Origin of the sequence: Achromobacter kerstersii (genome assembly GCF_902859595.1) — a bacterium.
GTDB lineage: Bacteria > Pseudomonadota > Gammaproteobacteria > Burkholderiales > Burkholderiaceae_B > Achromobacter > Achromobacter kerstersii.
Genome location: NZ_CADIJQ010000001.1, coordinates 1818317 through 1845151 on the forward strand (window position 1 = coordinate 1818317; position 26835 = coordinate 1845151).

General features: G+C 63.5%; 21 protein-coding genes and 1 tRNA gene. 15 read left to right on the forward strand and 7 right to left on the reverse strand.

Going from position 1 to position 26835, the window contains the following annotated elements; genetic code table 11:
• Position 1: 1 nt before the first annotated feature.
• From HV765_RS08065 to HV765_RS08075, 3 genes are read left to right on the forward strand one after another with little or no spacing between them, the layout of a single operon-like run.
• A complete protein-coding gene (locus tag HV765_RS08065) occupies positions 2-436 on the forward strand; it encodes a hypothetical protein (RefSeq protein ID WP_175169340.1) in 435 nt (144 codons plus the stop codon).
• On the forward strand, positions 433-1563 hold the full coding sequence (locus HV765_RS08070) for a hypothetical protein (protein ID WP_175169341.1): 1131 nt from the start codon (positions 433-435) through the stop codon (positions 1561-1563). The genes HV765_RS08065 and HV765_RS08070 overlap by 4 nt, the downstream gene beginning before the upstream one ends.
• Positions 1560-1802 (forward strand): helix-turn-helix domain-containing protein, encoded by a 243-nt coding sequence (locus tag HV765_RS08075; protein ID WP_175169342.1) that lies wholly within the window; start codon positions 1560-1562, stop codon positions 1800-1802. Before HV765_RS08070 ends, HV765_RS08075 begins: the two co-directional genes overlap by 4 nt.
• On the opposite strand, the gene HV765_RS08080 is transcribed toward HV765_RS08075, so the two are convergent.
• Both HV765_RS08080 and HV765_RS08085 read right to left on the reverse strand, forming a co-directional pair.
• Positions 1776-2759: a tyrosine-type recombinase/integrase gene (locus HV765_RS08080; protein WP_175169343.1), complete on the reverse strand. Its 984-nt coding sequence runs from the start codon at positions 2757-2759 to the stop codon at positions 1776-1778. The two genes, HV765_RS08075 and HV765_RS08080, sit on opposite strands and share 27 nt — an antisense overlap.
• A 140-nt stretch (positions 2760-2899) precedes the next feature.
• A tRNA-Leu gene (locus HV765_RS08085) sits at positions 2900-2986 on the reverse strand.
• A 47-nt stretch (positions 2987-3033) separates the two neighbouring features.
• Between HV765_RS08085 and dapC the strand changes: the two genes are divergently transcribed.
• From dapC to HV765_RS08130, 9 genes are all read left to right on the forward strand, one after another.
• Entirely contained in the window at positions 3034-4230 is a 1197-nt protein-coding gene (gene dapC / locus HV765_RS08090) for a succinyldiaminopimelate transaminase (protein WP_175169344.1), read from the forward strand.
• 24 nt (positions 4231-4254) lie between these two features.
• Positions 4255-5076, forward strand: a complete 822-nt coding sequence (gene dapD, locus HV765_RS08095) for a 2,3,4,5-tetrahydropyridine-2,6-dicarboxylate N-succinyltransferase (protein WP_054425067.1) — start codon at positions 4255-4257, stop codon at positions 5074-5076.
• Positions 5077-6216, forward strand: coding sequence for a succinyl-diaminopimelate desuccinylase (gene dapE / locus HV765_RS08100; RefSeq protein ID WP_175169345.1), 1140 nt, complete (start codon positions 5077-5079; stop codon positions 6214-6216).
• 89 nt (positions 6217-6305) lie between these two features.
• Positions 6306-7202: a 50S ribosomal protein L3 N(5)-glutamine methyltransferase gene (gene prmB, locus HV765_RS08105; protein ID WP_054425063.1), complete on the forward strand. Its 897-nt coding sequence runs from the start codon at positions 6306-6308 to the stop codon at positions 7200-7202.
• Positions 7199-9133 carry an ABC-F family ATP-binding cassette domain-containing protein gene (locus HV765_RS08110; RefSeq protein WP_175169346.1) on the forward strand — a complete coding sequence of 645 codons (1935 nt, stop codon included), beginning with the start codon at positions 7199-7201 and terminating at the stop codon, positions 9131-9133. Before prmB ends, HV765_RS08110 begins: the two co-directional genes overlap by 4 nt.
• A 126-nt stretch (positions 9134-9259) precedes the next feature.
• Complete coding sequence (locus tag HV765_RS08115; RefSeq protein WP_175169347.1) at positions 9260-9748, forward strand: RNA polymerase sigma factor; 489 nt, start codon at positions 9260-9262, stop codon at positions 9746-9748.
• Complete coding sequence (locus HV765_RS08120; RefSeq protein WP_175169348.1) at positions 9748-10674, forward strand: FecR family protein; 927 nt, start codon at positions 9748-9750, stop codon at positions 10672-10674. The genes HV765_RS08115 and HV765_RS08120 overlap by 1 nt, the downstream gene beginning before the upstream one ends.
• Before the next feature lie 123 nt (positions 10675-10797).
• The gene (locus HV765_RS08125) at positions 10798-13431 is read left to right on the forward strand and encodes a TonB-dependent receptor (RefSeq protein WP_175169349.1); all 2634 of its coding nucleotides are present in this window, start codon (positions 10798-10800) and stop codon (positions 13429-13431) included.
• Positions 13431-14738 (forward strand): cytochrome-c peroxidase, encoded by a 1308-nt coding sequence (locus HV765_RS08130; RefSeq protein WP_175169350.1) that lies wholly within the window; start codon positions 13431-13433, stop codon positions 14736-14738. The genes HV765_RS08125 and HV765_RS08130 overlap by 1 nt, the downstream gene beginning before the upstream one ends.
• A gap of 65 nt (positions 14739-14803) precedes the next feature.
• On the opposite strand, the gene HV765_RS08135 is transcribed toward HV765_RS08130, so the two are convergent.
• From HV765_RS08135 to HV765_RS08145, 3 genes are read right to left on the reverse strand one after another with little or no spacing between them, the layout of a single operon-like run.
• Positions 14804-15109 carry a chorismate mutase gene (locus HV765_RS08135; protein ID WP_054425052.1) on the reverse strand — a complete coding sequence of 102 codons (306 nt, stop codon included), beginning with the start codon at positions 15107-15109 and terminating at the stop codon, positions 14804-14806.
• A gap of 2 nt (positions 15110-15111) precedes the next feature.
• Entirely contained in the window at positions 15112-17406 is a 2295-nt protein-coding gene (locus HV765_RS08140; RefSeq protein WP_054425050.1) for a UvrD-helicase domain-containing protein, read from the reverse strand.
• Positions 17403-18611, reverse strand: coding sequence for a DesA family fatty acid desaturase (locus HV765_RS08145; protein ID WP_054425049.1), 1209 nt, complete (start codon positions 18609-18611; stop codon positions 17403-17405). Before HV765_RS08145 ends, HV765_RS08140 begins: the two co-directional genes overlap by 4 nt.
• 414 nt (positions 18612-19025) lie before the next feature.
• Here HV765_RS08145 and HV765_RS08150 point away from each other — a divergent pair, with 414 nt between their 5' ends.
• Positions 19026-19367: a hypothetical protein gene (locus tag HV765_RS08150; RefSeq protein WP_420840105.1), complete on the forward strand. Its 342-nt coding sequence runs from the start codon at positions 19026-19028 to the stop codon at positions 19365-19367.
• Positions 19368-19391: 24 nt separating this feature from the next.
• Here HV765_RS08150 and HV765_RS32115 read toward each other — a convergent pair whose 3' ends face one another.
• Both HV765_RS32115 and purN read right to left on the reverse strand, forming a co-directional pair.
• Positions 19392-20864: an RsmB/NOP family class I SAM-dependent RNA methyltransferase gene (locus HV765_RS32115; protein ID WP_175169560.1), complete on the reverse strand. Its 1473-nt coding sequence runs from the start codon at positions 20862-20864 to the stop codon at positions 19392-19394.
• Positions 20865-22182: 1318 nt separating this feature from the next.
• A complete protein-coding gene (purN, locus tag HV765_RS08160) occupies positions 22183-22848 on the reverse strand; it encodes a phosphoribosylglycinamide formyltransferase (RefSeq protein WP_054425047.1) in 666 nt (221 codons plus the stop codon).
• A 168-nt stretch (positions 22849-23016) separates the two neighbouring features.
• Between purN and HV765_RS08165 the strand changes: the two genes are divergently transcribed.
• Together HV765_RS08165 and ileS are read left to right on the forward strand one after the other, a co-directional pair.
• Positions 23017-23982: a bifunctional riboflavin kinase/FAD synthetase gene (locus HV765_RS08165; protein WP_054425045.1), complete on the forward strand. Its 966-nt coding sequence runs from the start codon at positions 23017-23019 to the stop codon at positions 23980-23982.
• Positions 23972-26833, forward strand: a complete 2862-nt coding sequence (gene ileS, locus HV765_RS08170) for an isoleucine--tRNA ligase (protein WP_175169352.1) — start codon at positions 23972-23974, stop codon at positions 26831-26833. The genes HV765_RS08165 and ileS overlap by 11 nt, the downstream gene beginning before the upstream one ends.
• Positions 26834-26835: the final 2 nt, after the last annotated feature.

The window sequence follows — 26835 nt, forward strand, 5'->3', positions numbered from 1 at the left end:
AATGACCGACCACACCCGCGCACCGGTAATGCCGGAACCCGCTTTTGACAGCTATAGCCTCAACGGCGACGATTTCCAAGAAGGCTGCGCAAGCGAAGCCCTTCAGGCCCTTGACGACGATGGGCGGCTGACTCTTGGCACCGAATACCGCCTGGGCGTTGCAGAAAGGCCTGACCCCGCCGATTTTTTCGATGTGAATCATCTGATTGAACAGATGCAAGAGTGCGCCCACGACGTGGGCGGCGAATTCGCCGAAGATTACCTGGCCGACCTGACCGAAGATCAGGTGAAAAATCTACGCCAGGTTGTCAATGCCTGGCTGTCTTCGGTCAACCCGCAGGTCAATTTCTTCAGCGTGAAACAGATCCAGACGTTCAAAGTCACGCAGGAAGACATAGACGAATACCACGGCCGAGCAGGCACGGAGGCAGCATGACAGAGCAGAACAACGCCGCCCTTGACCTCGGCACCAGCAGCGGAGGCCGCGCCTACATCGCGGAATACTTCGCCACGCAGCTGCGCCGGCACGACTTCGCCCGGTACATCAACAGCACGCTCGCGGCGGACTTCGCCTGCGCCCTCGCACAGCACCTGTCAAAGCTGCGCGCGGAGGGCGATGAGCGGGCGGCCGTGGACTCGTGCGGGTTTGTCGCGGTTAAACGTTCGGCCGTCGATTGGCTCAAAGATAAATTTCCGTTGCTGACGATCAAGGCCGGACTTTGCGAGCGTATCGGCGGACGGCTCTACACCATTACGCGACTGATGGCCGACCATGACGCCGCCCTGGCAAGCACCCTTGCATTCAAGGGGCAAAATCCGCGTTTCATACGCTTGCCGGAATCGCTAAAGGCGACCGTGGCCGCCCTGGCAAGCGCCCCTGTAGATCCAGAAATCGCCGAGGTGGATTTCCTGGTCCGCGTGTTGGATAACCTGGACACTTGGCGCGCCGAGGATTGGAACGAGCTTCTTGAGCGCCGCCCCGCCATCCTCGCGCTGTTGCGGCCTATGGTGCGGGCAAGCGCCCCTGTAGCCGGGGAGGCGCAGCCGGTGGCGTGGCGCGCCGTCTGGACGCTGCCGACTCCCGGCGCGACAGCCTGGTGCGACGCGCGCAAGGCGGCACCACCTGACGAGACGGAATTGCTCGCGAAGGGATACAGCCTAGAGCTGGCCTATGCCGCGCCCCAGGCCAGCGAGGCGGTGCGAGTTCAGCAGCTGGAGGCCGCGCGCAACGGAGCAATCGAGGAAGTGATCACGCTTCTAGAAAACCACATTACCGTGAGTCACTTCGAATTCTGCGACTCGCCGGAAGGCCCCACCAATCTAATTGTTAGCCGTTCAGGTCAGGAAGTGATGACGGAGGCGATCGCGGCCATCCGCGCCCTCAAGACCCAGGCTGACAAGGACGGCGGGAAGGAATTGCCGACAAGTTCATGGGAAGCCGATTGGGAGAAATTTATCGCCTGGCACATGCGCCAATTCGGCGTGTTCGATCCCACGAACCCCGAGCACAACGGCCACCGGATCAGCTGGCAAGCCGGCGTAAAAAGCAAGGAACGTCAATGACCCTGACAATCGAACAACACGAACTACAAAGCATGCTCATCGAAGCCGCGAGGATCGGCGCGAACCACGCAATTGAGGACATGGTGTGCTACCACCTGAAAGATGCCTGCACGCGCCTTGGCGTCAGCTATAACACCCTGCAAAAACGCATTCTCGAAGGGAAGATTCGACCCGTCGATGGGAGAATCACCGGAGCCGAACTCCGCCGGTATCTAACCCAGTCGCGCGGCAATGCTTGATGCGTGCGGGTTGTAGTAGACCATCGCCATCTTTGGGTCTGTCCAGCCAAACATCTTGCACAGGTCCAACACGTCAATTCTCTTGGAAATCATCGTTGCTGCGGTGTGGCGGCTGTCGTGGAAGGTAAATCCGTCCACCTCAGCCCGCCCCCGATACTTCCTAAAGAGTGCGTCCAGCGAAGCCGACTTGACGCCAAACACCAGCTTATCGTCCCACCCTTTCATTCTTTTCAGAATTGCGACCGCCCGCGTGGATAGAGGCACATCACGCGGACGGTCGCTTTTTGTTTTTGGAAGGTGGACATGCTGGTCATAGACATGCTCCCAGGTCAGGCCGCAAAGCTCGCCAGCGCGCATTCCAGTGCGGAGCGCCAGAAGGAAACAATGGGCGATGGCCTCACCCATGCTCGCAACACGGGCGCGACGGTCATACCCCATAGCCCGGAGCATCTTTCGAATTTCCCAGATATGTATTGTTCGTTCGCGGTGCTTGCCCTTAAGTGGCTTTCTAATGCCTCTGCATGGATTCACGTCCACCCACTCCCACTCAAGGCGCGCGGCTTCAAATACGGACGCCAACAGGCTCAATTCGCGCAGCACGGAAGAGGGGCCAACTTTTTTGCCCCGGGCGTCCCGGAATGCTGCAACGTGCTGGGGTGTAACCTTGGAAATCGGCAGATCCAAGGGCAGCAGGTAACTTTCGAATGCAGCCAGGCGGACCTGCTCCCACCGCTCGCCCTTTCGGTGCGGTGAAATCTCATCGCTGTATTTTCGCAACGCTTCACGCAACGTGTGCAGGTCGCCGGCCGGTTTTGTGGCCTTGTCGCGGATTTCCGCCTCACGCCTCGCACCCCATTCGACAGCTTCGCGCCGCGTGGGGAACACCTGGCTATCGCGTTGGCCCGATAATTTGATCTGGACCCGATACCCTTTTGCCGTCTTTTGGATGCTTGCCATGTGGGGCCTGAGATGGGGCCAGGATGGGGCTGGAGGCTGCGAATTCTTGCTTTTTAGCAGTCAACCGATCACCCACCCTTGCCGCTAAACCATTGATTTAAAAGACCCTGATTATAGGGAATCAATGGTTCTCAGTTGTATGGTGCGAAGGAGGGGACTCGAACCCCTACACCTGTTACGGCGTCAGGACCTAAACCTGGTGCGTCTACCAATTTCGCCACCTTCGCTAAAGGTCAAGCCCGCTATTGTAGCTTGCTTGTTAAAATCTTGCGTCATGAATCCGCGCCTCGATGCTTTACACCCCTATCCGTTCGAAAAATTGCGTGCGTTGCTGGCTTCCGCCGCCGCGCAACAGAACGGTCTGACGCCCATCAACTTGTCGATTGGCGAGCCTAAACACGCCGCGCCGGAGCGTATTGCGCAAGCGATACGCGACCATATGGGCGGGCTGTCGGTGTACCCGTCGACCAAGGGCGACCCCGCGTTGCGGCAGGCGATTGCCGGCTGGCTGGCGCGCCGCTACAGCATCCCCGCCCCCGACGCCGACACGCAGGTGCTGCCGGCGCTGGGCTCGCGTGAAGCGCTGTTTGCTTTTACGCAGACGGTGATTGACCCGTCGGCCGGGTCGGTGGTGATCTGCCCCAACCCGTTCTATCAAATCTACGAAGGCGCCACGCTGTTGGCGGGCGCCACGCCCTACTTCGTTAATGCCGACCCGCTGCGCAATTTTTCCAGCGACTGGAATCAGGTGCCGGACGACGTTTGGAAGAAGACGCGCCTGGTCTTCGTGTGCTCGCCGGGCAACCCGGCGGGCAACGTGATGTCGCTGGACGAATGGGAAACGCTCTTCAAGCTGTCTGACCGCTACGGCTTCGTGATTGCGTCAGACGAGTGCTATTCCGAAATCTACCTGGACGAAGGCGATGCGCCGCTGGGCAGCCTGCAAGCCGCGCGCCGCCTGGGCCGGGACGAATACCGCAATTTGGTGGCGTTCTCCAGCCTGTCCAAGCGGTCCAACGTGCCGGGCCTGCGCTCGGGTTTCGTGGCGGGCGACGCTGCGCTGATTGGGCGCTTCCTGCTGTACCGCACGTATCATGGCAGTGCGATGAGCCCGCTGGTGTCCGCGGCCAGCATCGCCGCCTGGACGGACGAGGCGCACGTAAAAGACAACCGCCGCCTGTACCGTGAAAAGTTCGACGCGGTCGTGCCCATCCTGGAAAAAGTGCTGGATGTGTCACGCCCGAAAGCGTCTTTTTACCTATGGGCGGCCACCCCGGGCTCGGATACGGCGTTTGTGCGCGACCTTTATGGCCGCACCGGTGTTACCGTTCTGCCGGGCAGCTTCCTGGCGCGGGAAGCGCATGGCGTGAACCCCGGCCACGGCCGCATCCGCATTGCGTTGGTGGCGCCTTTGGCTGACTGCGTACAGGCAGCCGAACGCATCGCCCATTTTGTACATACTTCTGTTTGATCAACCTTTAAAAGCTGAGCCGATATGACTCTCGACCTGCAGACCACCATCGAAAAAGCCTGGGACGACCGGGCCAACCTGTCGCCCGTCGACGTCAGCGCCGAAGTGCGCGAAGCGGTGGAACACACCATCGACGGCCTGGATCTGGGCCGCTTGCGCGTGGCCGAGAAAATCAACGACGACTGGGTTGTGCACCAGTGGATCAAGAAGGCCGTGCTGCTGTCGTTCCGCCTGAACGACAACGCCATCATGGGCCAGGCCCCGCTGCAGTTCTACGACAAGGTGCCGCTCAAGTTCTCGGAATACGGCGACAACGCCTTCAAGCAAGGCGGCTACCGCGTGGTTCCGCCGGCCGTCGCCCGCCGCGGCGCCTTCATCGGCCGCAACGTCATCCTGATGCCCTCCTACGTGAACATCGGCGCCTACGTCGATGAAGGCACGATGGTCGACACCTGGGCCACCGTCGGTTCGTGCGCCCAGATCGGCAAGAACGTCCACCTGTCGGGCGGCGTGGGCATCGGCGGCGTGCTGGAACCCCTGCAAGCCAACCCCACCATCATCGAAGACAACTGCTTCATCGGCGCCCGTTCGGAAGTCGTGGAAGGCGTGGTCGTGGAAGAAAACTCGGTGCTGGCCATGGGCGTGTTCCTGTCGCAAAGCACCAAGATTTTTGATCGCGCCACCGGCAAGATCACCTATGGCCGCGTGCCCTCGGGTTCGGTCGTTGTTCCGGGTTCGCTGCCGTCGGCCGATGGCTCGCACAGCCTGGCTTGCGCCGTCATCGTCAAGCGTGTTGACGCGCAAACGCGCGCCAAGACCAGCATCAATGATTTGCTGAGGGCGTAAATGAGCACGTCAGCCGTACTGGATCTGGTCAAGGACCTGATCGCCCGCCCGTCGGTCACGCCGGCGGATGAAGACTGCCAGGCGGCGCTTGCCGCCCGGCTCGAGCGCATCGGCTTCACGTGCGAGACCATCGCACAGGGCGGCGTCACCAATCTGTGGGCCCGGCGCGGAAGCGCCGCGCCGCTGACCGTGTTCGCCGGTCACACCGATGTGGTGCCTCCGGGTCCGCGCGAAAAGTGGGAAAGCGATCCGTTCGTGCCCACTGAACGCGACGGCTGGCTGTACGGCCGCGGGGCGGCCGACATGAAAAGCTCGATCGCCGCCTTCGTGGTGGCGGCCGAGGAGTTCGTGGCGGCCCACCCGCAACATGACGGTTCGATCGCGCTGCTGATCACGTCCGACGAAGAAGGCCCGTCCATCGACGGCACCGCCATCGTCTGCGACGCGCTAAAAGCACGCGGCGAACAGCTGGACTACTGCATCGTCGGCGAGCCGACCTCGGGCGACGTGCTGGGTGACACCTGCAAGAATGGCCGCCGCGGCTCGTTGTCGGGCAAGTTGACGGTCAAGGGCATCCAGGGCCACGTGGCCTACCCGCACCTGGCGCGCAACCCGGTGCACCAGTTGTCGCCGGCGCTGGCCGAGATCGTCAGCATTGAATGGGACCAGGGCAACGAGTACTTCCCGCCCACGACGTTCCAGGTATCGAACCTGAACTCGGGCACCGGCGCCACGAACGTGGTGCCTGGCGAAGCGGTTGCGCTGTTCAACTTCCGTTTCTCGACGGCCAGCACGCCTGAAAGCCTGAAGGCCCGCGTGCATGCGGTGCTGGACAAGCACGGCCTGGAATACGACCTGGACTGGGACTTGGGCGGCGAGCCGTTCCTGACCCCGCGCGGTTCGTTGACGGACGCGCTGGTGCAGGCGATTCACGCCGAAACGGGCGTGACCGCCGAACTGTCCACCACCGGTGGCACGTCGGATGGCCGCTTCATCGCCAAGATCTGTCCGCAAGTGATTGAGTTCGGCCCGGGCAATGCCACGATCCACAAGGTCAACGAACGCGTTGAAGTGGCCTCGTTGGAACCCCTGAAGAACATCTATCGGCGCACGCTGGAAAACCTGCTGCTGCCCAAGTAAAACGCCGCTACGCGGACGCTCTGCCCCCCTTTCAGAGGGGGGTGTTTTTTCCCGGTCCGGCATGCTGAACCGGGAACAAAAGGCCTGTTATGTATCAATCCGCCCGCCAAGAATTGCACACCCTGCGCGACCTCATCCGCTACGGGGTGTCGCGCCTGAATGGCGCCCAGGTGGCGCTGGGACACGGCAGCGACAACGCCTGGGACGAGGCGGTCTACCTGACGCTGCACGCCCTGCACCTGCCGCTGGACACGCTGGAACCGTTCCTGGACGCCCGCGTCGTCCGCGAAGAGCGCGACCGCGTGCTGGATCTGCTGGAACGCCGCGTCACCGAACGCGTGCCGGCCGCCTACCTCACCAACGAGGCCTGGCTGCGGGGTCACCGCTTTTACGTGGACAAGCGCGTCATCGTGCCGCGCTCGCCCATCGCCGAACTGCTGGACCAAGGGCTGTCGCCCTGGGTGCAGGACGCAACGGCCGTGGAAAACGTGCTGGACATGTGTACCGGTTCGGGCTGCCTGGCCATCCTGTCGGCCATGGCCTTCCCCTACGCGCATGTTGACGCGGTGGACGTGTCGGCTGACGCGCTGGAAGTCGCCCGCCGCAACGTGGACGACTACGGCCTGCAAGACCGTCTGGACCTGCATGAAAGCAATCTGTTCGACAGCCTGCCCGCGTGCCAGTACGACGTCATTATCTGCAATCCGCCCTATGTGAACAGTGGTTCCATGGACGTGCTGCCGCAGGAATACCGCCACGAACCGCATCTGGCGCTGGCCGGCGGCGAAGACGGCATGGACCTCGTGCGGCGCATTCTGGCGGCGGCTCCTCAGTACCTGACGCCCGACGGCGTGATCGTGCTCGAGATCGGCCACGAGCGCGACTTCTTCGAAGCCGCCTTCCCGCAGCTGTCGCCCGTCTGGCTGGATACGGAAGAAGCGTCCGACCAGCTTCTGCTGCTGACCCGAGAGCAACTCACCCTGTGATACGCGCTACTGGATTGACCCTGCGCCGCGGCACGAAAGTGTTGTTGGACGGCGCTGAATTCGTCGTGCACCCGGGCGAGCGCGTAGGCATCGTCGGCAAGAACGGCGCGGGCAAGTCATCGCTGTTCGCGCTGTTGACGGGCGCGCTGGACCTGGACGCCGGCAATGTGAACCTGCCGGCTGGCTGGCGCATTGCCAGCGTCAAGCAAGAGCTCGACGCCGACGACCGCCCTGCCCGCGAATTCGTCATCGACGGCGACACGCACCTGCGCGAATTGCAGGCGCGCCGCGCCGAATTGACGGACGACCAAGGCACGCAGATTGCCGAAGTGGAAGCCGCGCTGATCGAAGCCGGCGCCTGGAGCGCGGCCTCGCGCGCCGAGCAGCTGCTGGCCGGCCTGGGCTTCAAGCCCAGCGAATGGATGCTGCCCGTTGAGAGCTTCTCGGGCGGCTGGCGCATGCGTCTGGCGTTGGCCAGCGCGCTGATGGCGCCGTCGGAATTGCTGCTGCTGGACGAACCCACCAACCACTTGGATCTGGACGCAATGCTGTGGCTGGAGAAATGGCTGGGCGCCTATCCAGGCACCGTCATGCTGATCTCCCACGACACCGAGTTTCTGGACGCGGTGGCCAAGTCCATCCTGCATTTCGACCACGCCAAGCTGGTGCGCTATCGCGGCGGCTATGGCGACTTCCTGACGCAACGCGCCGAGCGCCTGCGCCAGACCAATATCGCCTACGAACGCCAGACCCGCGAATCCGCGCGCCTGCAAGGGTTCATCGACCGCTTCAAAGCCAAGGCCTCGAAAGCCAAGCAGGCGCAAAGCCGCGTGAAGGCGCTGGCGCGCATGCAGGTGCTGGCGCCGCTGCACGCCGAAGCCGGCATTGATATCCGCATCCCCTCGCCCGATCAGGTGCCTGACCCGCTGCTCACGCTTGAGCATCTGTCGGCCGGTTATACGGATGCGGCGGGCAATGCGATTCCCATCCTGCGCGACGTGACCTTGATGGTGCGCGCGGGCAGCCGCGTGGGTGTGCTGGGCGCGAACGGCGCTGGCAAGAGCACGCTGATCAAGACGCTGGCGGAAGAAATTCCTGTGCAGGCGGGCGAACGCCGCGCCTCGCGCGGACTGGCCATCGGCTACTTCCATCAGCACCAGCTCGACATGCTGGACGTGGACAGCACGCCGATTGCCCACCTGGCGCGGCTGGCGCCCGAAACGCGCGAGCAAGAGCTGCGCAATTATCTGGGCGGTTTCGGCTTTTCAGGCGACACCGTCACCAGCAAAGTCGGCCCGATGTCGGGCGGCGAAAAGGCACGTCTGGCGCTGTCGCTGATCGTCTGGCAAAAGCCCAACCTGCTGCTGCTGGACGAACCCAGCAACCACTTGGACGTCGAAACCCGCGAGGCCCTGGCCGCCGCGTTGGCAGACTTTGGCGGCAGCATGCTGCTGGTCTCGCACGACCGGCACCTGCTGCGCACCACCGTGGACAGTTTCTGGATTGTCGCGGATGGCGCCGTGCGCGAATTCGACGGCGACCTTGAAGACTATCGAGACTGGCTGGCCGCCCGCAACGCCGGCGAACGCGCAGAAGCCGCTCGCGAAAGCGCAGAAAGCGGCGAACCGGTCGTGGACCGCAAGGCCCAACGCCGGGCCGAGGCCGAACAGCGCCAACGCCTGTCCGCCCTGCGCAAGCCGCTGGAATCGAAGCTGGCCAAGGTCGAGACCGAGATGGAAAAACTGCGCGCCAAACTGCACGCGCTGGACGCCATCATTGCCGACGCGGACTTGTATTCCGATGCACGCCGCGCCGAACGCCAAAAGGTCATGGCCGAGCATGGCGAACACGGCAAGCGCATGGACGAGCTCGAAGAGCAATGGCTTGAAATCCAGGGTTCTCTGGAAGAGATCGACCAGAGCGAAGCCTGAAGCACGGCGATGGACGGGCGGGTTTGCCCGCCGTCCATCGCTGATGTTTTCTATCTATTAATAATAACCATTATCATTTATACTTCGTCGCGAATTTGACTCCATCTGGCGCCGGACGCCAGCGACATGTCGACGCTTACGGACGTATTTCTCCGCCATTACCGCGAACTGCTGGGCTTTCTCTCGATGCGCACGGGCTCGCGCGATGTGGCCCAAGACTGCGCGCAAGACACCTGGATCAAACTGGCGGAATTCAACGACCGCACCCGCCCGGACAATGACCGCGCGTACGTATTTCGGGTGGCCGCGAACATTGCCACTGACTGGCATCGCCGCCGCACACGCGAAATGTCGGCCACCGCTGACTACGCCGCCGCCCAGCCCGTGGCCTTTGCGGCCGACACCTTCGACATCGCCTCGGCCAATCAGATCTTGCGCCGCCTGGAAACGGCCCTGCTCGCCCAGCCCCGGCGCAGCCTGGACGTCTTCGTGCTGCATCGCCATGAAGGGCTGACGTATCGCGCGATTGCCGAACGTTTTGGCATATCAATCAGCGCCGTCGAAAAGCACATGATGCGCATCCTGCTGGCCTGCGATGTGGCGTTGGCCCACTGATGGGCACGTCCCGCACGCGCCCCGCCAACCCGGTTGAAGAAGCGTCACGCTGGGTTATCCGGCATAGCGGCCAGCGCCTGGACGATGCGGAGCATGCGGCGTTTGAAGCCTGGTATCGCGCGGATGCCCAACACGCAGCGGCGTATGACCGCTTGTCTCGGCTGTGGCGGCGCATGGGTGAAATTGACCGCGGCAAGCTCGCGAAGCGCCCCGCCCGCAAGCTGCGCGCAACTGCCATGCTGGCGATGCTGACGGCTGCGTTTGCGGGCTGGTTCGGGTCAACCAACCCGGCGCAGCAAGCTGATTATCTGGCCGGCTCCAGCGTCTTGCCAGTCACCCTGCCCGACGGTTCAACCGTGGTGCTGGACGCGCACAGCGCGCTGGCGGTGGACTACGCCGATGGCCGGCGGCAAGTCCGGTTGCTGGCGGGCCGCGCGCAGTTCGAACCAACGCCCCGCCAAGACGGCATGGCGCCGTTCTCCGTCCTTACCCGCGACGCTTCCGCCACGGCGCTTGGCACGCGGTTCACCGTTGACGTGCAAGACGGTGAAACCCGGGTCGCCGTGCAATCGCATCAGGTCGCGGTGCGCTGCCTGCCTTGCGCCGACGATCAGGGCGTGACGCTGTCGGCGGGCGAAGCCGTCGAGGTGTCCAAGGCGGGCGTGAAGCACCGCGCTGAAGCCGGCACCGCATCGCCCCGCTGGACGCGTGGCCTGTTGAGCTTTGACGATGTGCCCTTGCCGGCCGCCGTACAGGCGCTGGCGCGCTACAGCGGCAAGCACATCGTGGTGATGGGCGATGCAGCCCGGGCGCAACGCGTATCAGGCACGGCCAATGTGGCGGACACCCGCCGCGCGCTTGAGTTGTTGTTGGCCCAGACGCCGGTGCAGGTGACGGATCTGCCTGGTTTGCTGATCTTGCGTTGACACGCGCCACGCGGATTCTCAATTGGTAAATGAGAATCGATATAAATTATTCATCACGAATTTGATGAGGGGTTTGGGCAGTGCCGACGTCCTACGGCTGACATTACTGCTTAGGACTTACGCATGTCTTCCCGCCCTTCCCTCCGCCGCCTGCCCGCTGGCGCAGCCGCCCTGGCCACCTTGAGCCTGGTGCTGACACTGGCGAACCCGGCGCTGGCCCAAACGCGCGCCACGCCTGTCACGTTCGACATTCCCGCTCAGGCGCTGGGTTCCGCCCTGCTTGCGCTGGGGCAGCAGGCCAACCTGGAAGTGTCGTTCGTGCCGGCGGCCGTTGCAGGCAAATCGGCGCCCGCATTGCATGGCACCTTGTCGCCACTGGACGCGCTGGACCAGTTGCTGCGCGGCTCGGGTCTCGCCCTGCGCAGTGATGGCCCGGGCCGCTACATCATCTACGTCGACAAGACCAACCAGTTTTCGGCGCTGCGGCTGGACGCGGTGAAGGTCTATGGCGAGCACAGCGACGAACGCGTCTACACGCAGGAAGAGATCGCCACCACGCCGACCGCCAACCAAGACCTGACATCGCTGGTGGCCACCCACCCCGCCGTGCGAACGAACGCAACGGCCAATGGCTCAACGAACCGTGGATCGATGAATGTGGAAGATATCTCCTTCCACGGTTCCAGCCCGTATCAGAACCTGTTCCAGATCGACGGCATGGATGCGACCAACCGCGTTGATCCCGCCAGCAAAAACCTGAACTTGCAGATCGGCAACATCCCCAGCAATTCGCAGTCGTACTTCGTGGACACGAACCTGCTGGGCGAAGTGCGCGTGATGGACAGCTTTGTGCCCGTGGAATATGGCCGCTTCACCGGCGGCGTGGTGGATGCCCGCCTGCGCCGGCCAACGGGTGAAAACCATCTGCAATTGGACTATCGCTGGAACACGTCGAAAATGACCCAGCAGAAGATTGCCGAAGGCGATGAGAATGGATGGGGCCAGGGCAAGCCGGGCTTTTCGCCGGAATGGAAGAAGCGCTTCTATACCGCCATTGGCGACATCGCCATCAATGACAAAACCGGCGCGGTGCTGAGCATGTCGCGGCGCGAATCCAGCATCCGGCGGTGGAACATGGGGGTAGCTGCCGACCAGCCCACGCAAGGCGAAGACAACTACACCGACCGCATCGACAACTTCCTGGGCAAGTTCACGGTGCGCGCCACGGCCAATACCATTTCCGACCTGACCCTGAAGTACAGCGACCGCCGCGAAACGCTGGCGAGCGACACGTTCCGGAACACGCAATGGGACAACACGCACGCAGCGCGCGGTATCGGCTGGAACCTGGACCACGCTTTCCAGGGCGGCCGCGCATCCGTGCAGGCGGGTTGGGACAATGCGCTTAGCAACCGGTCATCCGACGCCACCGAGCTTGTCACGCACAAATTCCCGTCCATTCCCCTATTCACCACGGGGGGCTACGGCAAAGAACAGAAGGAACAGGACACCTGGACATTGAAAGGCCGGATTGACCTGGACCCGATGCGCACCGGCCCCTTCACCCATACGCCCTATGCCGGCATAGACGTGCAGCGCGTTGCGGTGAATTTCGAGCGCTTCAGCGATTCGTATTCGTACATTGCCACGCACCTGTCCAACGGCACCGAACGTCAGGCAAGCAAGGTGCACAACATTCAGGGCACGGTTGCGACGAAGTACAACACGGCGTCCGTCTACCTGTCAGACCGCGTGGAGTTGGGCCGCGTCGCCTTCACCGGCGCCCTGCGCGCCGACCGAGAAACCTTCCTGAACAACACCAATGTGTCGCCACGCACACGGTTGGACTGGGACGCGTTCGGCGACGGCAATACGGTGGTCAGCGGCGGCTGGGCCCGCTACTACGGGTCCGACGTGCTGAACATTGCGCTGGAAGAACGCATCAACACGCTGCGGCGCCAAGTGTTGGATCGCTATGGCAACCCGGTGGCCGACGGCTCCAAGCCGTACTACGTGTCGTACGAGGGTTTGCGCACGCCGTATGACGACGAGTGGGCGCTGTCGGTCAGGCAGCGCATGGGCAGCATGGAAGGCGTTGCCGCCTACGTGCACCGCAACGGCCGCGACCAGGTGAGCAAGTCGGGCGACAGCGTACAGGGCTATCGCTATCTGAATGATGGCAAGTCCACCACCGACACCATCAGCCTCACGCTGCGCACGCTGGAACCGTGGCGGCTGTTGGACACACGCTGGACGGCGCGCGCCGACTGGAGCTATCAGAAGCGCAAGGTCAACGCAGATCTGGTCGAAGGCTATGAGGGCGGCGCGCGTGACCCGGACGAGTACATTCTTTATGACGGCGAACGCATGCGCGCCATCGACCGCCCGCCGACGTCGTTCTACCAACCCCAGAAAGCGTCGGTAAGCCTGACGGGCATCTGGCCCAAGGCCGGCCTGACCTGGGATAACAGCATCCAGTGGCGCAGTTCGCGCATGTCGTCGGTATATGTGGGCTATGGCCCGCGCCCGGAATCGCTGCAAAGCTACCGCAGCGCCCGGCTGGCATCGTACTGGACGTGGGACACGCGGCTGATTTGGGAACCCACGTTTGCGCGCAATGTTGCCTTCACGGTGGATGTTCTGAACGTCTTGAACAAGACGCCTGCTATTACCGCCACGAACCCGAATCTGTCGACTAACCGAAGCACCTATCAGGTCGGCCGCGAGATCTGGGTCCAGGCGAGTTACCGCTTCTGATGCGCCGCACTCCTATTCAACGTGGTCTCTTGGGCGCGGCGTTTGTTGTCGCCGTGGGTGGGGGGCTGGCTGTGCGGGCGGAGCCAGCGGACTCGTCCGGCGCTTGCTTCGATGGCGGGCAATGGAACATTGCCTGCTTGCGCACGCAATATGCCGGCCCGGCCAGCCACTGGCCCGCGCCGGACATTGATGCCGGCATCGCGTGGACCGAATGGACCACCGTGCCGCCGCCCAGCGCGCCACCATCGACATGGCTGGCGGCCAATGCCGGCCGAACGCAGCTGGCAGAAGACATTCAGAAGCCCGACGTCGTGGCCTTGGGGCAAATGTTGTTCTTCGACGCGCACCTGTCTCGCAAGGGGCAGGTGTCATGCGCGTCCTGTCATCAACCGCAACGCGCCTTCACGGACGGGCGTCCGCTTGCCGTTGGTGAAGACCGCCTGATGGGGCGGCGGCGTTCAACGCCGCTGTTCGCTGCGCCTTTTGCAACGCGCCTGTTCTGGGATGGACGCGCGGAATCGCTGAAAGCACAGGTGCTGGGACCCGTACAGGACAGCCGAGAGATGAACCACGATCTGACGGACGCGATCGCTCGTCTTCGGAATTTGCCGCCGTATCCCGCGCAGTTTCTCAAGGCATTCGGGCCGGGTGATGTGGGGAAGGACGAGGCGGTTGATGCTGTGGCCGTTGATGCTGTGGCCGTTGATGGTGTGGCGGTCGATGGTGTGATGGTTGATGGTGTGATGGTTGATGGCGTGACGGTTGATGGCGTGGCGGTCGATACGGCTGCGGTCGACACTGATCGGCTCGCCCGTGCGCTGGCGGCGTTCGTCGCGACGATCCGCCCGCAGGCCACGCGCTTCGATGCGTTTCTGAATGGCCATCACAACGTCCTGAACGACCGCGAACTGTTGGGCCTGCATCTGTTCCGTACTCAAGCCCGATGCATGAACTGCCACAACGGCCCGCTACTGACGGACCATCAATTCCATAACATCGGGCTGTCGTTCTACGGCCGGCGCAATCAGGACCTGGGGCGGTTTGAAGTCACGCGCGATCTTGCCGATCTTGGCACATTCCGCACCCCCAGCCTTCGCAATGTCTCGCAAGCCGGGCCGTGGATGCACAACGGCCTGTTCACGGATTTGAAGGGTCTGCTGCGCATGTACAACGCCGGCATGGGACGGGACGCGGCGCAAGCCGCGCCGCCTGACGCTTACGCGCCGCGCAAGTCCGAGCACATCCGGCCGCTGGCGCTCAGCGCGGATGACATCGACGCCTTGTTGGCGTTCTTGAACGTCTTGTAGAGAAAGGGGAAAGCGGCGTCCCGGAGTTGGCGCGAAGCCAGTCCGAAAACGCCGCTGGCCTGCCGTTACGAGTACGGGCGCTCGCGCAGGCGGGTGTGATGATCGACCACCGTGTCGATCACTTCACGCAGGATGGTTTCGGCCAAGGCAGGCGGCACGCCCGCCTCTTCGGCCAAGCGGCGGATGCGCTCGACCTGCTGGGATTCCCTGACGGGGTCCACCAGATCCATGCCGTGGTTGGTCTTCAATTCGCCGATCATGTCCGTGCAGCGGAACCGCACGCCCAGCAGCAGCATGATCTGCTGGTCGATTTCGTCGACCTCAGCGCGCAGTGACGCCAGCTCGGCTTTCGGGGACTCATTGTTAGCCATGTTTAACCCTGAACAATATCAAGCTTCGCGATACCCAGCGCCAAGGTCTTGGCGCCCACATCGCGGAACTGGATTTCTGCCTGGGCGTCCTGACCGGCGCCGCTCAAGCCAATAATCGTGCCATCGCCAAACCGCGCGTGATGCACGCCCTGACCCACACGATACTGCTTGTCGCCCACCGTGACACCGCTCGCAATGCCACGAGGTTGACGCGGCGCAATGGTGTTGGTGGCCTTGCGGCCAAAGGCGTCGCCACGGTTGCCGCCGCCCCACCCTGCGCCCGTGCTGCTGACCGGCGCCAGGCCGGCCTTGGGCGACAGCCACTTCAGATGCTCTTCGGGAATCTCATCCAAAAAGCGCGAGCGCATGGCGTAGCGCGTCTGGCCATGCAGCATCCGGCTTTGGGCCAGGCTGATGTACAGGCGTTGACGTGCGCGCGTAATCGCCACATACATCAGGCGGCGTTCTTCTTCCAGCCCGGACTGCTCAAGAATGCTGTTCTCGTGCGGGAACAGCCCCTCTTCCAGGCCGGTAATGAAGACGGCGTCGAACTCCAGACCCTTGGCGGCGTGTACCGTCATGAGCTGGACGGCGTCCTGGCCTTGCTGGGCCTGGTTGTCACCCGCTTCCAGCGCCGCGTGAGACAGGAACCCTGCCAGCGGCGTCAGGCCGTCAGACGCCACGATGGGCGCATCGACCACACCCGGCATCAAGGTCGACGAGGTGGCTTGTTCAGGCACCACACCGGCCGGCATACCGTCGTAATTCTCTTCGGACGCAAACACGGCGGCGGCCGTGATCAGTTCGTTCAAGTTTTCCAGCCGCTCGGCGCCTTCGCGTTCAGCCTTGTAATGGGCATTCAGACCGCTGGCTTCGAGCATGTGCTCGACCATTTCCGGCAGCGGCAAGTCGCGCGTTTCGTCGATCAGGCGATGGATCAGTTGCGCGAACTGGGCCAGGTTGGACCCGCCCTTGCCGCCCACCAACGCCACCGCTGCGTACAGGCTGGTGTCATGCGCACGGGCCGCGTCGGCCAGTTGCTCCAACGTACGCGCGCCAATGCCGCGCGTCGGAAAATTGACGACCCGCATCCACGACGTATCGTCGTTGGGGTTGGCCATCAGGCGCAGATACGCCAACGCGTGCTTGATTTCCTGGCGTTCAAAAAAGCGCAGGCCGCCATAAACCTTGTACGGAATGCCGGCCGAGAAAATGGCGTGTTCGAGCACGCGCGACTGCGCGTTGCTGCGGTAAAGCACGGCGATCTCGCGGCGCAAGCTGCCTTCGTGAATCAGCGAACGGATTTCGTCCACGATCCACTGGGCTTCCATGCCATCGGACGGCTGTTCGATGACGCGCACCGGTTCGCCTTCGCCCTGGTCCGTCCACAAGTTCTTGCCTAGGCGGCCGCTGTTGTGGCCGATGAGCGCGTTGGCGGAATCCAGGATGTGGCCGAAGGAACGGTAGTTCTGTTCCAGACGGATCACGGTGCCGTGCGCGTAGTCGCGCTCGAAGTCGGACATGTTGCCGACGTTCGCGCCACGGAAGGCGTAGATGGACTGGTCATCGTCGCCCACGGCGAAGATGGCCGCGCCGCCACCGGCCAACAGACGCAGCCACTTGTATTGCAGCGTGTTGGTGTCCTGGAACTCGTCTACCAGGATGTGGCGGAAACGGCGCTGATAATGTTCGCGTACGGGCGCATTGCGCGACAGCAGTTCGTAGGCGCGCAACAACAGCTCGGCGAAATCCACCACGCCTTCGCGTTGGCATTGGGCTTCGTAGAGCTGATAGATCTCGATCAGGCGGCGGCGATGGGCGTCATAGGCCTCGACGTCTTGCGGACGAAGGCCCTCTTCCTTGGCGCCGTTGATGAAGCGCTGTACATCGCGGGGCGGGTACTTTTCGTCGTCGACGCCATTGGCCTTCATCAGGCGCTTGATGGCGGCAAGCTGATCGGTAACGTCCAGGATCTGGAAGCTTTGCGGCAGACCGGCATCGCGATGGTGCGCACGCAGCATGCGATTGCACAGGCCGTGGAACGTACCGATCCACAGGCCGCGCGTATCGATCGGAAGAATCGCCGACATGCGCGCCAGCATTTCGCGGGCGGCTTTGTTGGTGAACGTGACCGCGAGAAGCCCAAAAGGCGAAGCCTGGCCGGTTTGAATCAGCCAGGCCATGCGGGTGGTAAGTACCCGGGTCTTCCCGCTGCCCGCCCCGGCCAAGACCAGGGCGTGCTGCGGTTCTAACGTTACTGCGGCGCGTTGTTCAGGGTTGAGCTTCTCTAGCATCATGCCGCGTAGCGGCGCAGATGTTGAGCAAATTGCTCGAGCCCGGCGATGCCGCTTTGCTGGGCGCGCTGGCACCAGGCCTGCAGGTCATGAAGAAGCTGTTCGCTGCTGGCGCTGGAGCTTTCCCAGATGCGGCCGAGTTCGCGGCGCATCTGCACCAGGGTCGACAGCGACTTGTTCTGGGCAATGGCGCTATCCACGGCAGCCAACTGTTCCGGCTGGAGGATGTCTTCGTTGCGGTGGATGGCGCGGCGCACTTGATGCAGCTTGGTGTAGTCGCAATCCGCGTTGCCTTCCTGGCGCGAGGCCTTCAGCTTGCTCAATTCTTCACGAGCCGCGCTCTTGATCACGTCCGCGTAGCGGGCCATGACTTCGTAGCGGTGGGTGATCACGCCTTGCAGCGTGCGCAGGTCGATGCCGGTGCGGGTGTCGTCCAGCTTCAGCTTCGGCGCAACCTTCTTGATCTTGGCCAGGCCAAAGAACTTCAGGATGTTGATGTAGCACCAGCCGATGTCGAACTCATACCACTTGGCCGAGAACTTGGCCGACGTGCCGTGGGCGTGGTGGTTGTTGTGCAGCTCTTCGCCGCCAATCACGATGCCCCACGGGAACACGTTGGTGCTGGTGTCCGGGCTGTTGTAGTTGCGGTAGCCCCAGTAGTGGCCGATACCGTTCACGACGCCAGCCGCCCAGAAGGGAATCCAGGCCATCTGAACCGCCCACACCGTGACACCGACTGCGCCGAACAGGGCAACGTCGATGGCGAGCATGGACAGCACGCCCCACAAGCTGTGCTTGCTGTAGACGTTGCGTTCGAGCCAGTCGTCAGGCGTACCGTGGCCGAACTTGGCCATGGTTTCCTTGTTGTTCGATTCTTCGCGATACAGTTCCGCGCCGCGGAACAGCACCTTCCAGATACCGAACAGCATGGGCGAGTGAGGATCGCCTTCCTTTTCGCACTTGGCGTGGTGCTTGCGGTGAATGGCGACCCATTCCTTGGTGACCATGCCGGTCGTCATCCAGAGCCAGAAACGGAAGAAGTGCATGACAGCCGGATGCAAATCCAGACCGCGGTGCGCTTGGCTGCGATGGAGGAAGACGGTGACCGCAACAATCGTGATGTGCGTCACGACCAAGGTGAATACGACGACCTGCCACCAAGTGGCTTGGGTCAGACCGCCGGCAATGAAGGAGAGGATGTAATCCATAAAGCTGTTATGAGCCTCGCTAGATGAAGTGCCTGAAGTTTAGCTTACCTTTGTCTGCTTATGACAAGGGAGTTTCAAAATAGTTTTTGAGCGAAATCAAGGACTAAGCCCCAGTTTGAGCGCACAAAAAGCCACTCTCGCGATCCGTTCAGGCAAATCGCGAGGCCGGGCCTTGCGGACATCCGGCACTTGGGCCGGCTACCCCATGAAAGTGGGGGGTATTCGCAATGGCACCAGGTTTTGGCTACATTTCGCTACTAAAGTTCCTGTCAGCAAAGGAATTTCGTCTTGAGAACGCCACACGCGTGGCGCACACTTTCCGCCCTTACCGCAGACCAAACTGTCTCTTTTGTCCCACTGATGTCACCCAAAATGTTCCGACCCCGTTTATTTTCCGCCATAGCCTTGCTTGGGATGGCGCTATCCGCGCCCGCCCAGGCCCAGACGATGAAGTCGGGCGATGTGGTCGTGCTGGCTTCTTACTACGAGATCCGGGGGTCGGATTGCCTGGCGCTGCGAGCGCCGCGGGTGCTGATCACTCAGCAACCCCAGCTTGGCAAGGCCAGCATCGTGCAAACGCGCGGTCAATCCGCCGCGTCTGGACGATGCGCCTATAAGGCAGTGGCGGTGTCGCAAGTGGTGTACCAGGCGGATCAGCCGGGCACCGACACCTTGGGCTGGGAAGTGAAATACCAGACCAAGGCGTTGGGCACCCGCCGCTACAGCACCACGGTCGGCGTCAAGCCGGCTCCCTGAGCCAGCGCGGCGCAGCATGGGCACTTAGGCTGGCTTCACTTCCTGGGCCGGCTTCGCTTCCTCGGCCGACTCACCCACTGAAGCGGGCTCAGCTTCGGCTTGAGCCACCGGCTCTGCCACGGGCTTGGCTTCTGCCTCGTCAGCGATGACTTCGGCCGGCATTTCTGCCTCGGCATCCGCTTTGACGTCAACGTCAACGTCAACGTCAACATCAGCATCGACACCCGCATCGGCATCAGCCGCCACCCCCGCTTCAGCCGTCTCGGCCGCAGCGCCCTTCTTCTTGCGTTCGAACACGGCGGCGAAGAAGCCGTCGGTGCCATGCACGTCGGGACGCAGTTGGACGTAAGGGCCTTCCAGCTTCAGTGTTTCGCAACGCGCAGCCAGGATTTCAGCCGCGTCGACGCGTTCAAAATCCGGATGACTGGCCAGGAAACGCTCGGCTTGCACTTCGTTTTCTTCGGCCAGCAGGCTGCAAGTGGCATACACCAGGCGACCGCCCGGGGCTACGCAACGCGCGGCGCTATTCAGGATGCGTTCCTGCAGCTGGCCCAGTTCGGCCAGCGCCTCGGGGTGCTGGCGCCACTTCAGGTCGGGGTTGCGGCGCAGGGTACCGATACCGCTGCACGGCGCGTCAACCAGCACGCGCTGGGCCTTGCCGGCCAGGCGCTTCACGCGGGCATCGTTTTCGCTGTCGATGACGACAGGCACAACGTTCGACAAGCCACTGCGGGCAAAGCGCGGCTTGGCGCGTGCCAGGCGGGCGGCCGACACGTCAAACGCGTACAGGCGGCCGGTTGAGCGCATCAGCGCGCCCAACAGCAGCGTCTTGCCGCCCGCGCCAGCGCAGAAATCAATGATCATTTCGCCACGGCGCGGGGCGACCAGCAGGGCCAGCAATTGGCTGCCTTCGTCCTGCACTTCGATGCTGCCGTTTTCGAATTGCGGCCAGCGGTTGATCGCCGGACGGCCTTCCATGCGGATGCCCCAGGGCGAAAACGGCATGGCGACGGGTTCATAACGGCCCGCACTTTGCTGCAATTCGGTCAACATGGCATCGCGCTCGGCCTTCAGCGGGTTGACGCGCAAGTCCAGGCTGGCCTGGCGGTTCAAGGCTTCGACCAGGGTTTCCGGGCTGTCCATCAGCGCCAGGCGCTCGTCCAGCCAATCCGGGATGCTGCCGCGCACGGCGCGGGGCAAGGTGGCCAGATCGATCTGCGACACGCGCTTGAGCCATTCGGCTTCCGCGGCATCCATGCCCTCTTCCAGCGCCTCGGCGCCCAGCGTCGCGTTCAGGCCCAGGATGGCCAGGCGGCGGGATGCGGGACCCACGCCGCTTTCGCCGAATTGGCGGTAACGGCGAAGATGGCGCAATACGTCGTAAACGGCTTCGGCGACTTCGGAACGATCGCGCGCGCCCAGGTTCGGATGGTGGCGCAGCCAATGCGACAACGCGGAGTCAGCCGGGTACGTCCATTGAAGGATTTCGCCCAGCACGCGCTGCACCTGATCGATGCGGATAGCGGCGTAAGACTGGCGCGGACGATTGAACTGGGGTTTTTGCGGCGCCTGATCGCGATGGCCGTGCGACGAATCGCCGCCACGCGAGCCGGCGTACTGGCCGCGCTCACCACGATCTTCACCGCGCGGGCCGGCGTACTGGCCGCGTTCGCCACGATCGTCACCACGCGGGCCGGCGTATTGGCCGCGTTCACCACGTTCTTCACCGCGGGGGCCGTCAAAGGACGGACGGCCTTGGCCTTCGCGGCGCTCGGAGCCATAGGAACCACGCTCACCGCCACGGCTGTCACCGCGCGGGCCATTGCCATACGACGGACGCGAATCCGGACGGCCGCCTTGGCCTTCGCGGCGCTCGGAACCGTAGGAAGCCCGCTCACCGCCACGGCTGTCACCACGCGGGCCATTGCCGTACGACGGACGCGAATCCGGACGGCCGCCTTGGCCTTCGCGGCGCTCGGAACCGTAGGAAGCACGTTCACCGCCACGGCTGTCGCCGCGCGGGCCGTTGCCGTACGACGGACGTGAATCCGGACGGCCGCCTTGGCCTTCGCGGCGCTCGGAACCGTAGGAAGCACGTTCACCTCCACGGCTGTCGCCGCGCGGGCCGTTGCCGTACGACGGACGTGAATCCGGACGGCCGCCCTGGCCTTCGCGGCGCTCGGAACCGTAGGAGGCACGCTCACCGCCACGGCTATCGCCGCGCGGGCCATTGCCATACGACGGACGTGAATCCGGACGGCCGCCTTGGCCTTCACGGCGATCGGAACCGTAGGAAGCACGTTCACCGCCACGGCTATCGCCGCGCGGGCCGTTCCCATACGACGGACGCGAATCCGGACGGCCGCCTTGGCCTTCGCGACGCTCGGAACCGCGTTCCGAACCATAAGAACCGCGCTCACCGCCACGGCTGTCGCCACGCGGGCCGCCGCGGTTATCGCCTCGCGGCGCATCGTAGGACGGGCGGGGAGCCGGACGGCCCTGGCCTTCACGGCGGTCGCCGCCGAAGGAGCCGCGTTCGCTGCGGCCTTCACCACGCGGGGCGTCAAACGAGGGACGCGGGCCCGGACGGCCGCTGTCGCGGCTGGGGCGCTCTTCCCGCACACGCTCGTTGCGCTCGCGCGGCGGGGCTTCGCGGGCCTCGCCCTTGGGGCGCGAGAAAAAGGACCGACCGTCGCGCCCTTCGGAGGCTGCCCTCGGGGAGCCTGCCGGACGAGAACGCGGAGATTGGGGTTTATTCATGGTGTGTTCCAGTGGGGCGGAAGGGTTCCGCCCGGTAAAAGCGATTCAGGGCCGCTCAAGCGGCCGGCGACCAGGTGAACAGGCGTGCGGGGTCACCCTGCACGTCCACCCGGTGGTCGTTTGTGAGGGTAACCCGGCCTTCGGCCAGCCAGCGCACTGCGGCCGGAAAAGCCTGATGTTCCACTGCCAGGACGCGATTGGCCAGCAGTTCCGGCGTGTCGCCCGCCAGAACCGGCACGCAGCCTTGCGCAATGATGGGGCCGTGGTCCAACACCGGCGTCACGAAATGCACGGTACAGCCATGCACGCGCACGCCAGTCGCCAGCGCCTGGGCATGCGTATGCAGCCCCGGAAATGCCGGCAGCAGCGACGGATGGATATTGACCAGCCGGCCCGCGTAGTGGTTGACGAAGCCCGGTGTCAGCACGCGCATGAAGCCCGCCAGGATGACGTAATCCGGCGCGTAGCGGTCAATTTCGGCAGCCAGCGCGGCGTCAAAGGCTTCGCGGCTGGCGTAGTCCTTGTGATACAGGGCGGCCGTGGGAATGCCCTGGGCGGCGGCCCATTCCAGGCCGCCCGCATCCGGGCGGCTTGCGATGACGGCGGCCACGTCGGCGGGCCAGCCCTCATCGCGGCAGGCCTCGACCAACGCCTGCATGTTGCTGCCCCGCCCCGAAATCAGGATGACGAGTCGGCGCTTAGAAAGTTGTGTTTCCGGCAAGATAGAAGAATCCAAATATTTAGCCCCCGAGGCGCCCCGCCAGGGACGCGCTTTGCTTGGCGCAAAGGGCTTGTCCGCCACCATTGCGCACCCCGGAAAACCCGTCGGCGCACAAATGGTTGGGGGGATTAGAACAAACCCGGAATCCAAAATTGTAAACTCTCGCTCGTGAAACCATCGCTGCGTATCTACCGATCCCTGCCCCCGCCCGACCGGCGCGCTCCTTGCGCGCTGACGATCGGCAATTTCGACGGCGTCCATCGCGGACATCAGGCCATGCTGGCGCGCGTCTGCCAAGTCGCCCGCGAACGTGGCCTGGTGCCGTCCGTCATGACGTTCGAACCCCATCCGCGTGAGTATTTCGCCACGCTGAACCAACGCCCTGAACTGGCGCCCACCCGGGTTTCCGGGCTGCGCGACAAGCTCGCGGCGCTGGCGCGTTATGGCGTATCCCAAGTCGTCGTCGAACGCTTCAACGCCCGGCTGGCGGAAATGTCGGCCAACGCCTTCATCGAAAACCTGCTGGTGCAAGGCTTGCAGACCAAATGGCTGCTGGTGGGCGAAGACTTCCGTTTTGGCCACAAACGCAGCGGCGACATTGATCTGCTGCGCGAAGCCGGCATGCGGCATGGGTTCGAAGTGCAAACGCTTGCCGACGTCACCGACCAGCAAGGCCACCGCATTTCCAGTTCTGAAGTGCGCACGGCCCTTGCGGTTGGCGACCTGGACCGCGCCCGCCATCTGCTGGGCCATCCCTTTCATATCAGCGGCCATGTGATCCATGGCCAGAAGCTGGGCCGCACGCTGGGATATCCCACCATGAACCTGCGCGTGGCCGAACGCTGCGCCGCGCGCTCGGGCATTTACGTGGTGCAGGTGTATGGGCTGGCTGACCAGCCCCTGCCCGCCGTGGCCAGCCTGGGCGTGCGCCCGACGGTCGAAGACCGTGGCCGCGTGCTGTTAGAGTCACACCTGCTCAACGACACCCTCAACGCTTACGGTAAACTCGTACGCGTCGAATTCCTGCACAAGCTGCGGGACGAAGAAAAATTTCCTGACCTCCCTTCCCTGACTGCCGCCATCGCCGAAGACGCGCGAAACGCGCGCGCCTATTTTGCCGTTCATGGACTATAAAAAGACCCTCAACCTGCCCGATACCCCCTTCCCCATGCGGGGCGACCTTGCCAAGCGCGAGCCCGCCTGGATTTCGCAGTGGGAGGAAAACCACGTCTACCAAGCGATCCGTGCGGCCAGCCGCGGCCGGCCGCGTTTCGTCTTGCACGACGGCCCGCCCTATGCGAACGGCGACATTCACATCGGCCACGCGGTCAACAAGATCCTGAAGGACATCATCGTCAAGAGCCGCAACATGGCCGGCTATGACGCGCATTACGTGCCGGGCTGGGACTGTCACGGCATGCCGATCGAAATCCAGATCGAAAAGAAATACGGCAAGCACCTGCCCGTGGCGGAAGTGCAGTCGAAGGCTCGCGCCTACGCGCTTGAGCAGATCGACCGCCAGCGCAAGGATTTCAAGCGTCTGGGCGTGCTGGGCGAGTGGGATCGCCCGTACATGACCATGAACTTCAGCAATGAAGCCGACGAGATCCGCGCGCTGGGCCGCATCCTGGACAAGGGCTATGTGTTCCGCGGCTTGAAGCCCGTGAACTGGTGTTTTGACTGCGGTTCGGCGTTGGCCGAAGCCGAAGTCGAATACGCCGACCGCGTTGACCCGGCCGTTGACGTCGCCTTCCCGTTTGCCGAACCCGCCAAGCTGGCGGCCGCCTTCGGGCTGGATTCGGTAGACGATGGCGCCATCGTCATCTGGACGACCACGCCCTGGACCATCCCGTCCAACCAGGCGCTGAACGTGCATCCGGAAATCGAATACGCGCTGGTGCGTGTGTCGCCGGCGCCCAAGTTCGGCCCCTTGCTGCTGGTTGCGAAAGACCGCGTCGAAGCGTGCCTGAAGTCGTGGAACCTGGAAGGCGAAGTCATCGCCACGGCGCCTGGCGCCGCCCTGTCGGAAATTGAATTCCGCCACCCGCTGGCGCAGTTCAACCCCGCCTATGACCGCCGCGCGCCCATCTACCTGGGCGACTACGTCACGGCCGACTCGGGCACGGGCGTTGTGCATTCGGCTCCGGCCTACGGTATTGAAGACTTTGTGTCGTGCAAGGCGCACGGCATGAAAGACACCGACTTCATCAGCCCCGTCATGGGCGATGGCAAGTACGTGGACAGCCTGGCGCTGTTTGGCGGCCTGTCCATCTGGGACGCCAACCCCAAGATCGTCGAAGCGCTGACCGAAGCCGGCGCCCTGATGCACGTTGAAAAGCACAAGCACAGCTACATGCACTGCTGGCGCCACAAGACGCCGATCATCTACCGCGCCACCAGCCAATGGTTCGCCGGCATGGACGTAGCCCCCAAGGATGGCGGCCCGACCCTGCGCGAATCGGCACTGGCCGGCATCGACGCCACGGCCTTCTACCCGGCCTGGGGCCGCGCCCGCCTGCACGCCATGATCGCCAACCGTCCGGACTGGACCCTGTCGCGCCAGCGTCAGTGGGGCGTGCCGATGGCGTTCTTCGTGCACAAGGAAACCGGCGAGCTGCATCCGCGTACGGCTGAACTGCTGGAACAAGTGGCGCAGCGCGTGGAGAAAGACGGCATCGAAGCCTGGCAAGCCATTGAACCGCGCGACCTGCTTGGCGATGAGGCCGACCAGTACGAAAAGAACCGCGACACGCTCGACGTGTGGTTCGATTCCGGCAGCACGCACGCCACGGTGTTGGGCGGCAAGGACGGCGAGTTCGCCGGTTCCCACGGCGCTGAACTCGGCTGGCCTGCCGATCTGTACCTGGAAGGGTCCGACCAGCATCGCGGCTGGTTCCATTCGTCGTTGCTGACCGGCTGCATGCTGTACGGCCAGCCGCCCTACAAGGCGCTGCTGACGCACGGCTTCGTCGTTGACGGCCAAGGCCGCAAGATGAGCAAGTCGGTGGGCAACGTGATCGCCCCGCAAAAGGTGTCGGACTCGCTGGGCGCGGAAATCCTGCGCCTGTGGGTCGCCTCCACCGATTACTCGGGCGAGCTGTCGATTTCGGACGAAATCTTGAAGCGCGTGGTCGAAGGCTACCGCCGCATCCGCAACACGCTGCGCTTCCTGCTGGCCAACGTGGCTGACTTCGACGCCGTGTCGCAAGCCGTGCCGTACGGCGAGCTCTTCGAAATCGACCGCTACGCGCTCGCTATGACGGCGCAGATGCAGTCCGAAGTGCAGGCCAACTACGAACGCTATGACTTCCACCCGGCCGTCTCGCGTTTGCAGACGTTCTGCTCGGAAGACCTGGGCGCGTTCTACCTGGACATCCTGAAAGACCGCCTGTACACGTCGGCCCCCGGCAGCGTGGCGCGCCGTTCTGCGCAGACGGCGCTGCTGGACATCACGCAGACGCTGCTTAAGCTGATGGCCCCGATCCTGTCCTTCACGGCCGAAGAAGCCTGGAAGGAACTGGTCGGCTCCGCGCTTAAAGCTCAGGCCGACGCCGCCCGCACGACGATCTTCACCGAGGTCTATCACACGCTGCCGCCGTTTGCCGACGCCGATGCGCTGTCGGCCAAGTGGACGCGCCTGCGCGCCATTCGCGCCGACGTCCAGCGCAAGCTGGAAGAAGTGCGCACGGCAGGCGACATCGGTTCGTCGCTGCAAGCCGAGGTTGATCTCTACGCCAATGGCGACGACCAGCAACTGCTGGCCAGCCTGGGCGACGACCTGCGCTTCGTGCTGATCGTGTCGCGCGCCACCGTGCATGCCGGCGAAGGCGAGACCCGCATTGAGGTCACGCCGTCGGCGCACAAGAAGTGCGAACGCTGCTGGCACTGGCGCCTGGACGTTGGCCAAGACGCGGATCACCCCGAGATCTGCGGCCGTTGCGTGTCCAACCTGTTCGGCACGGGCGAAGCCCGCGACAAGGCTTGAAC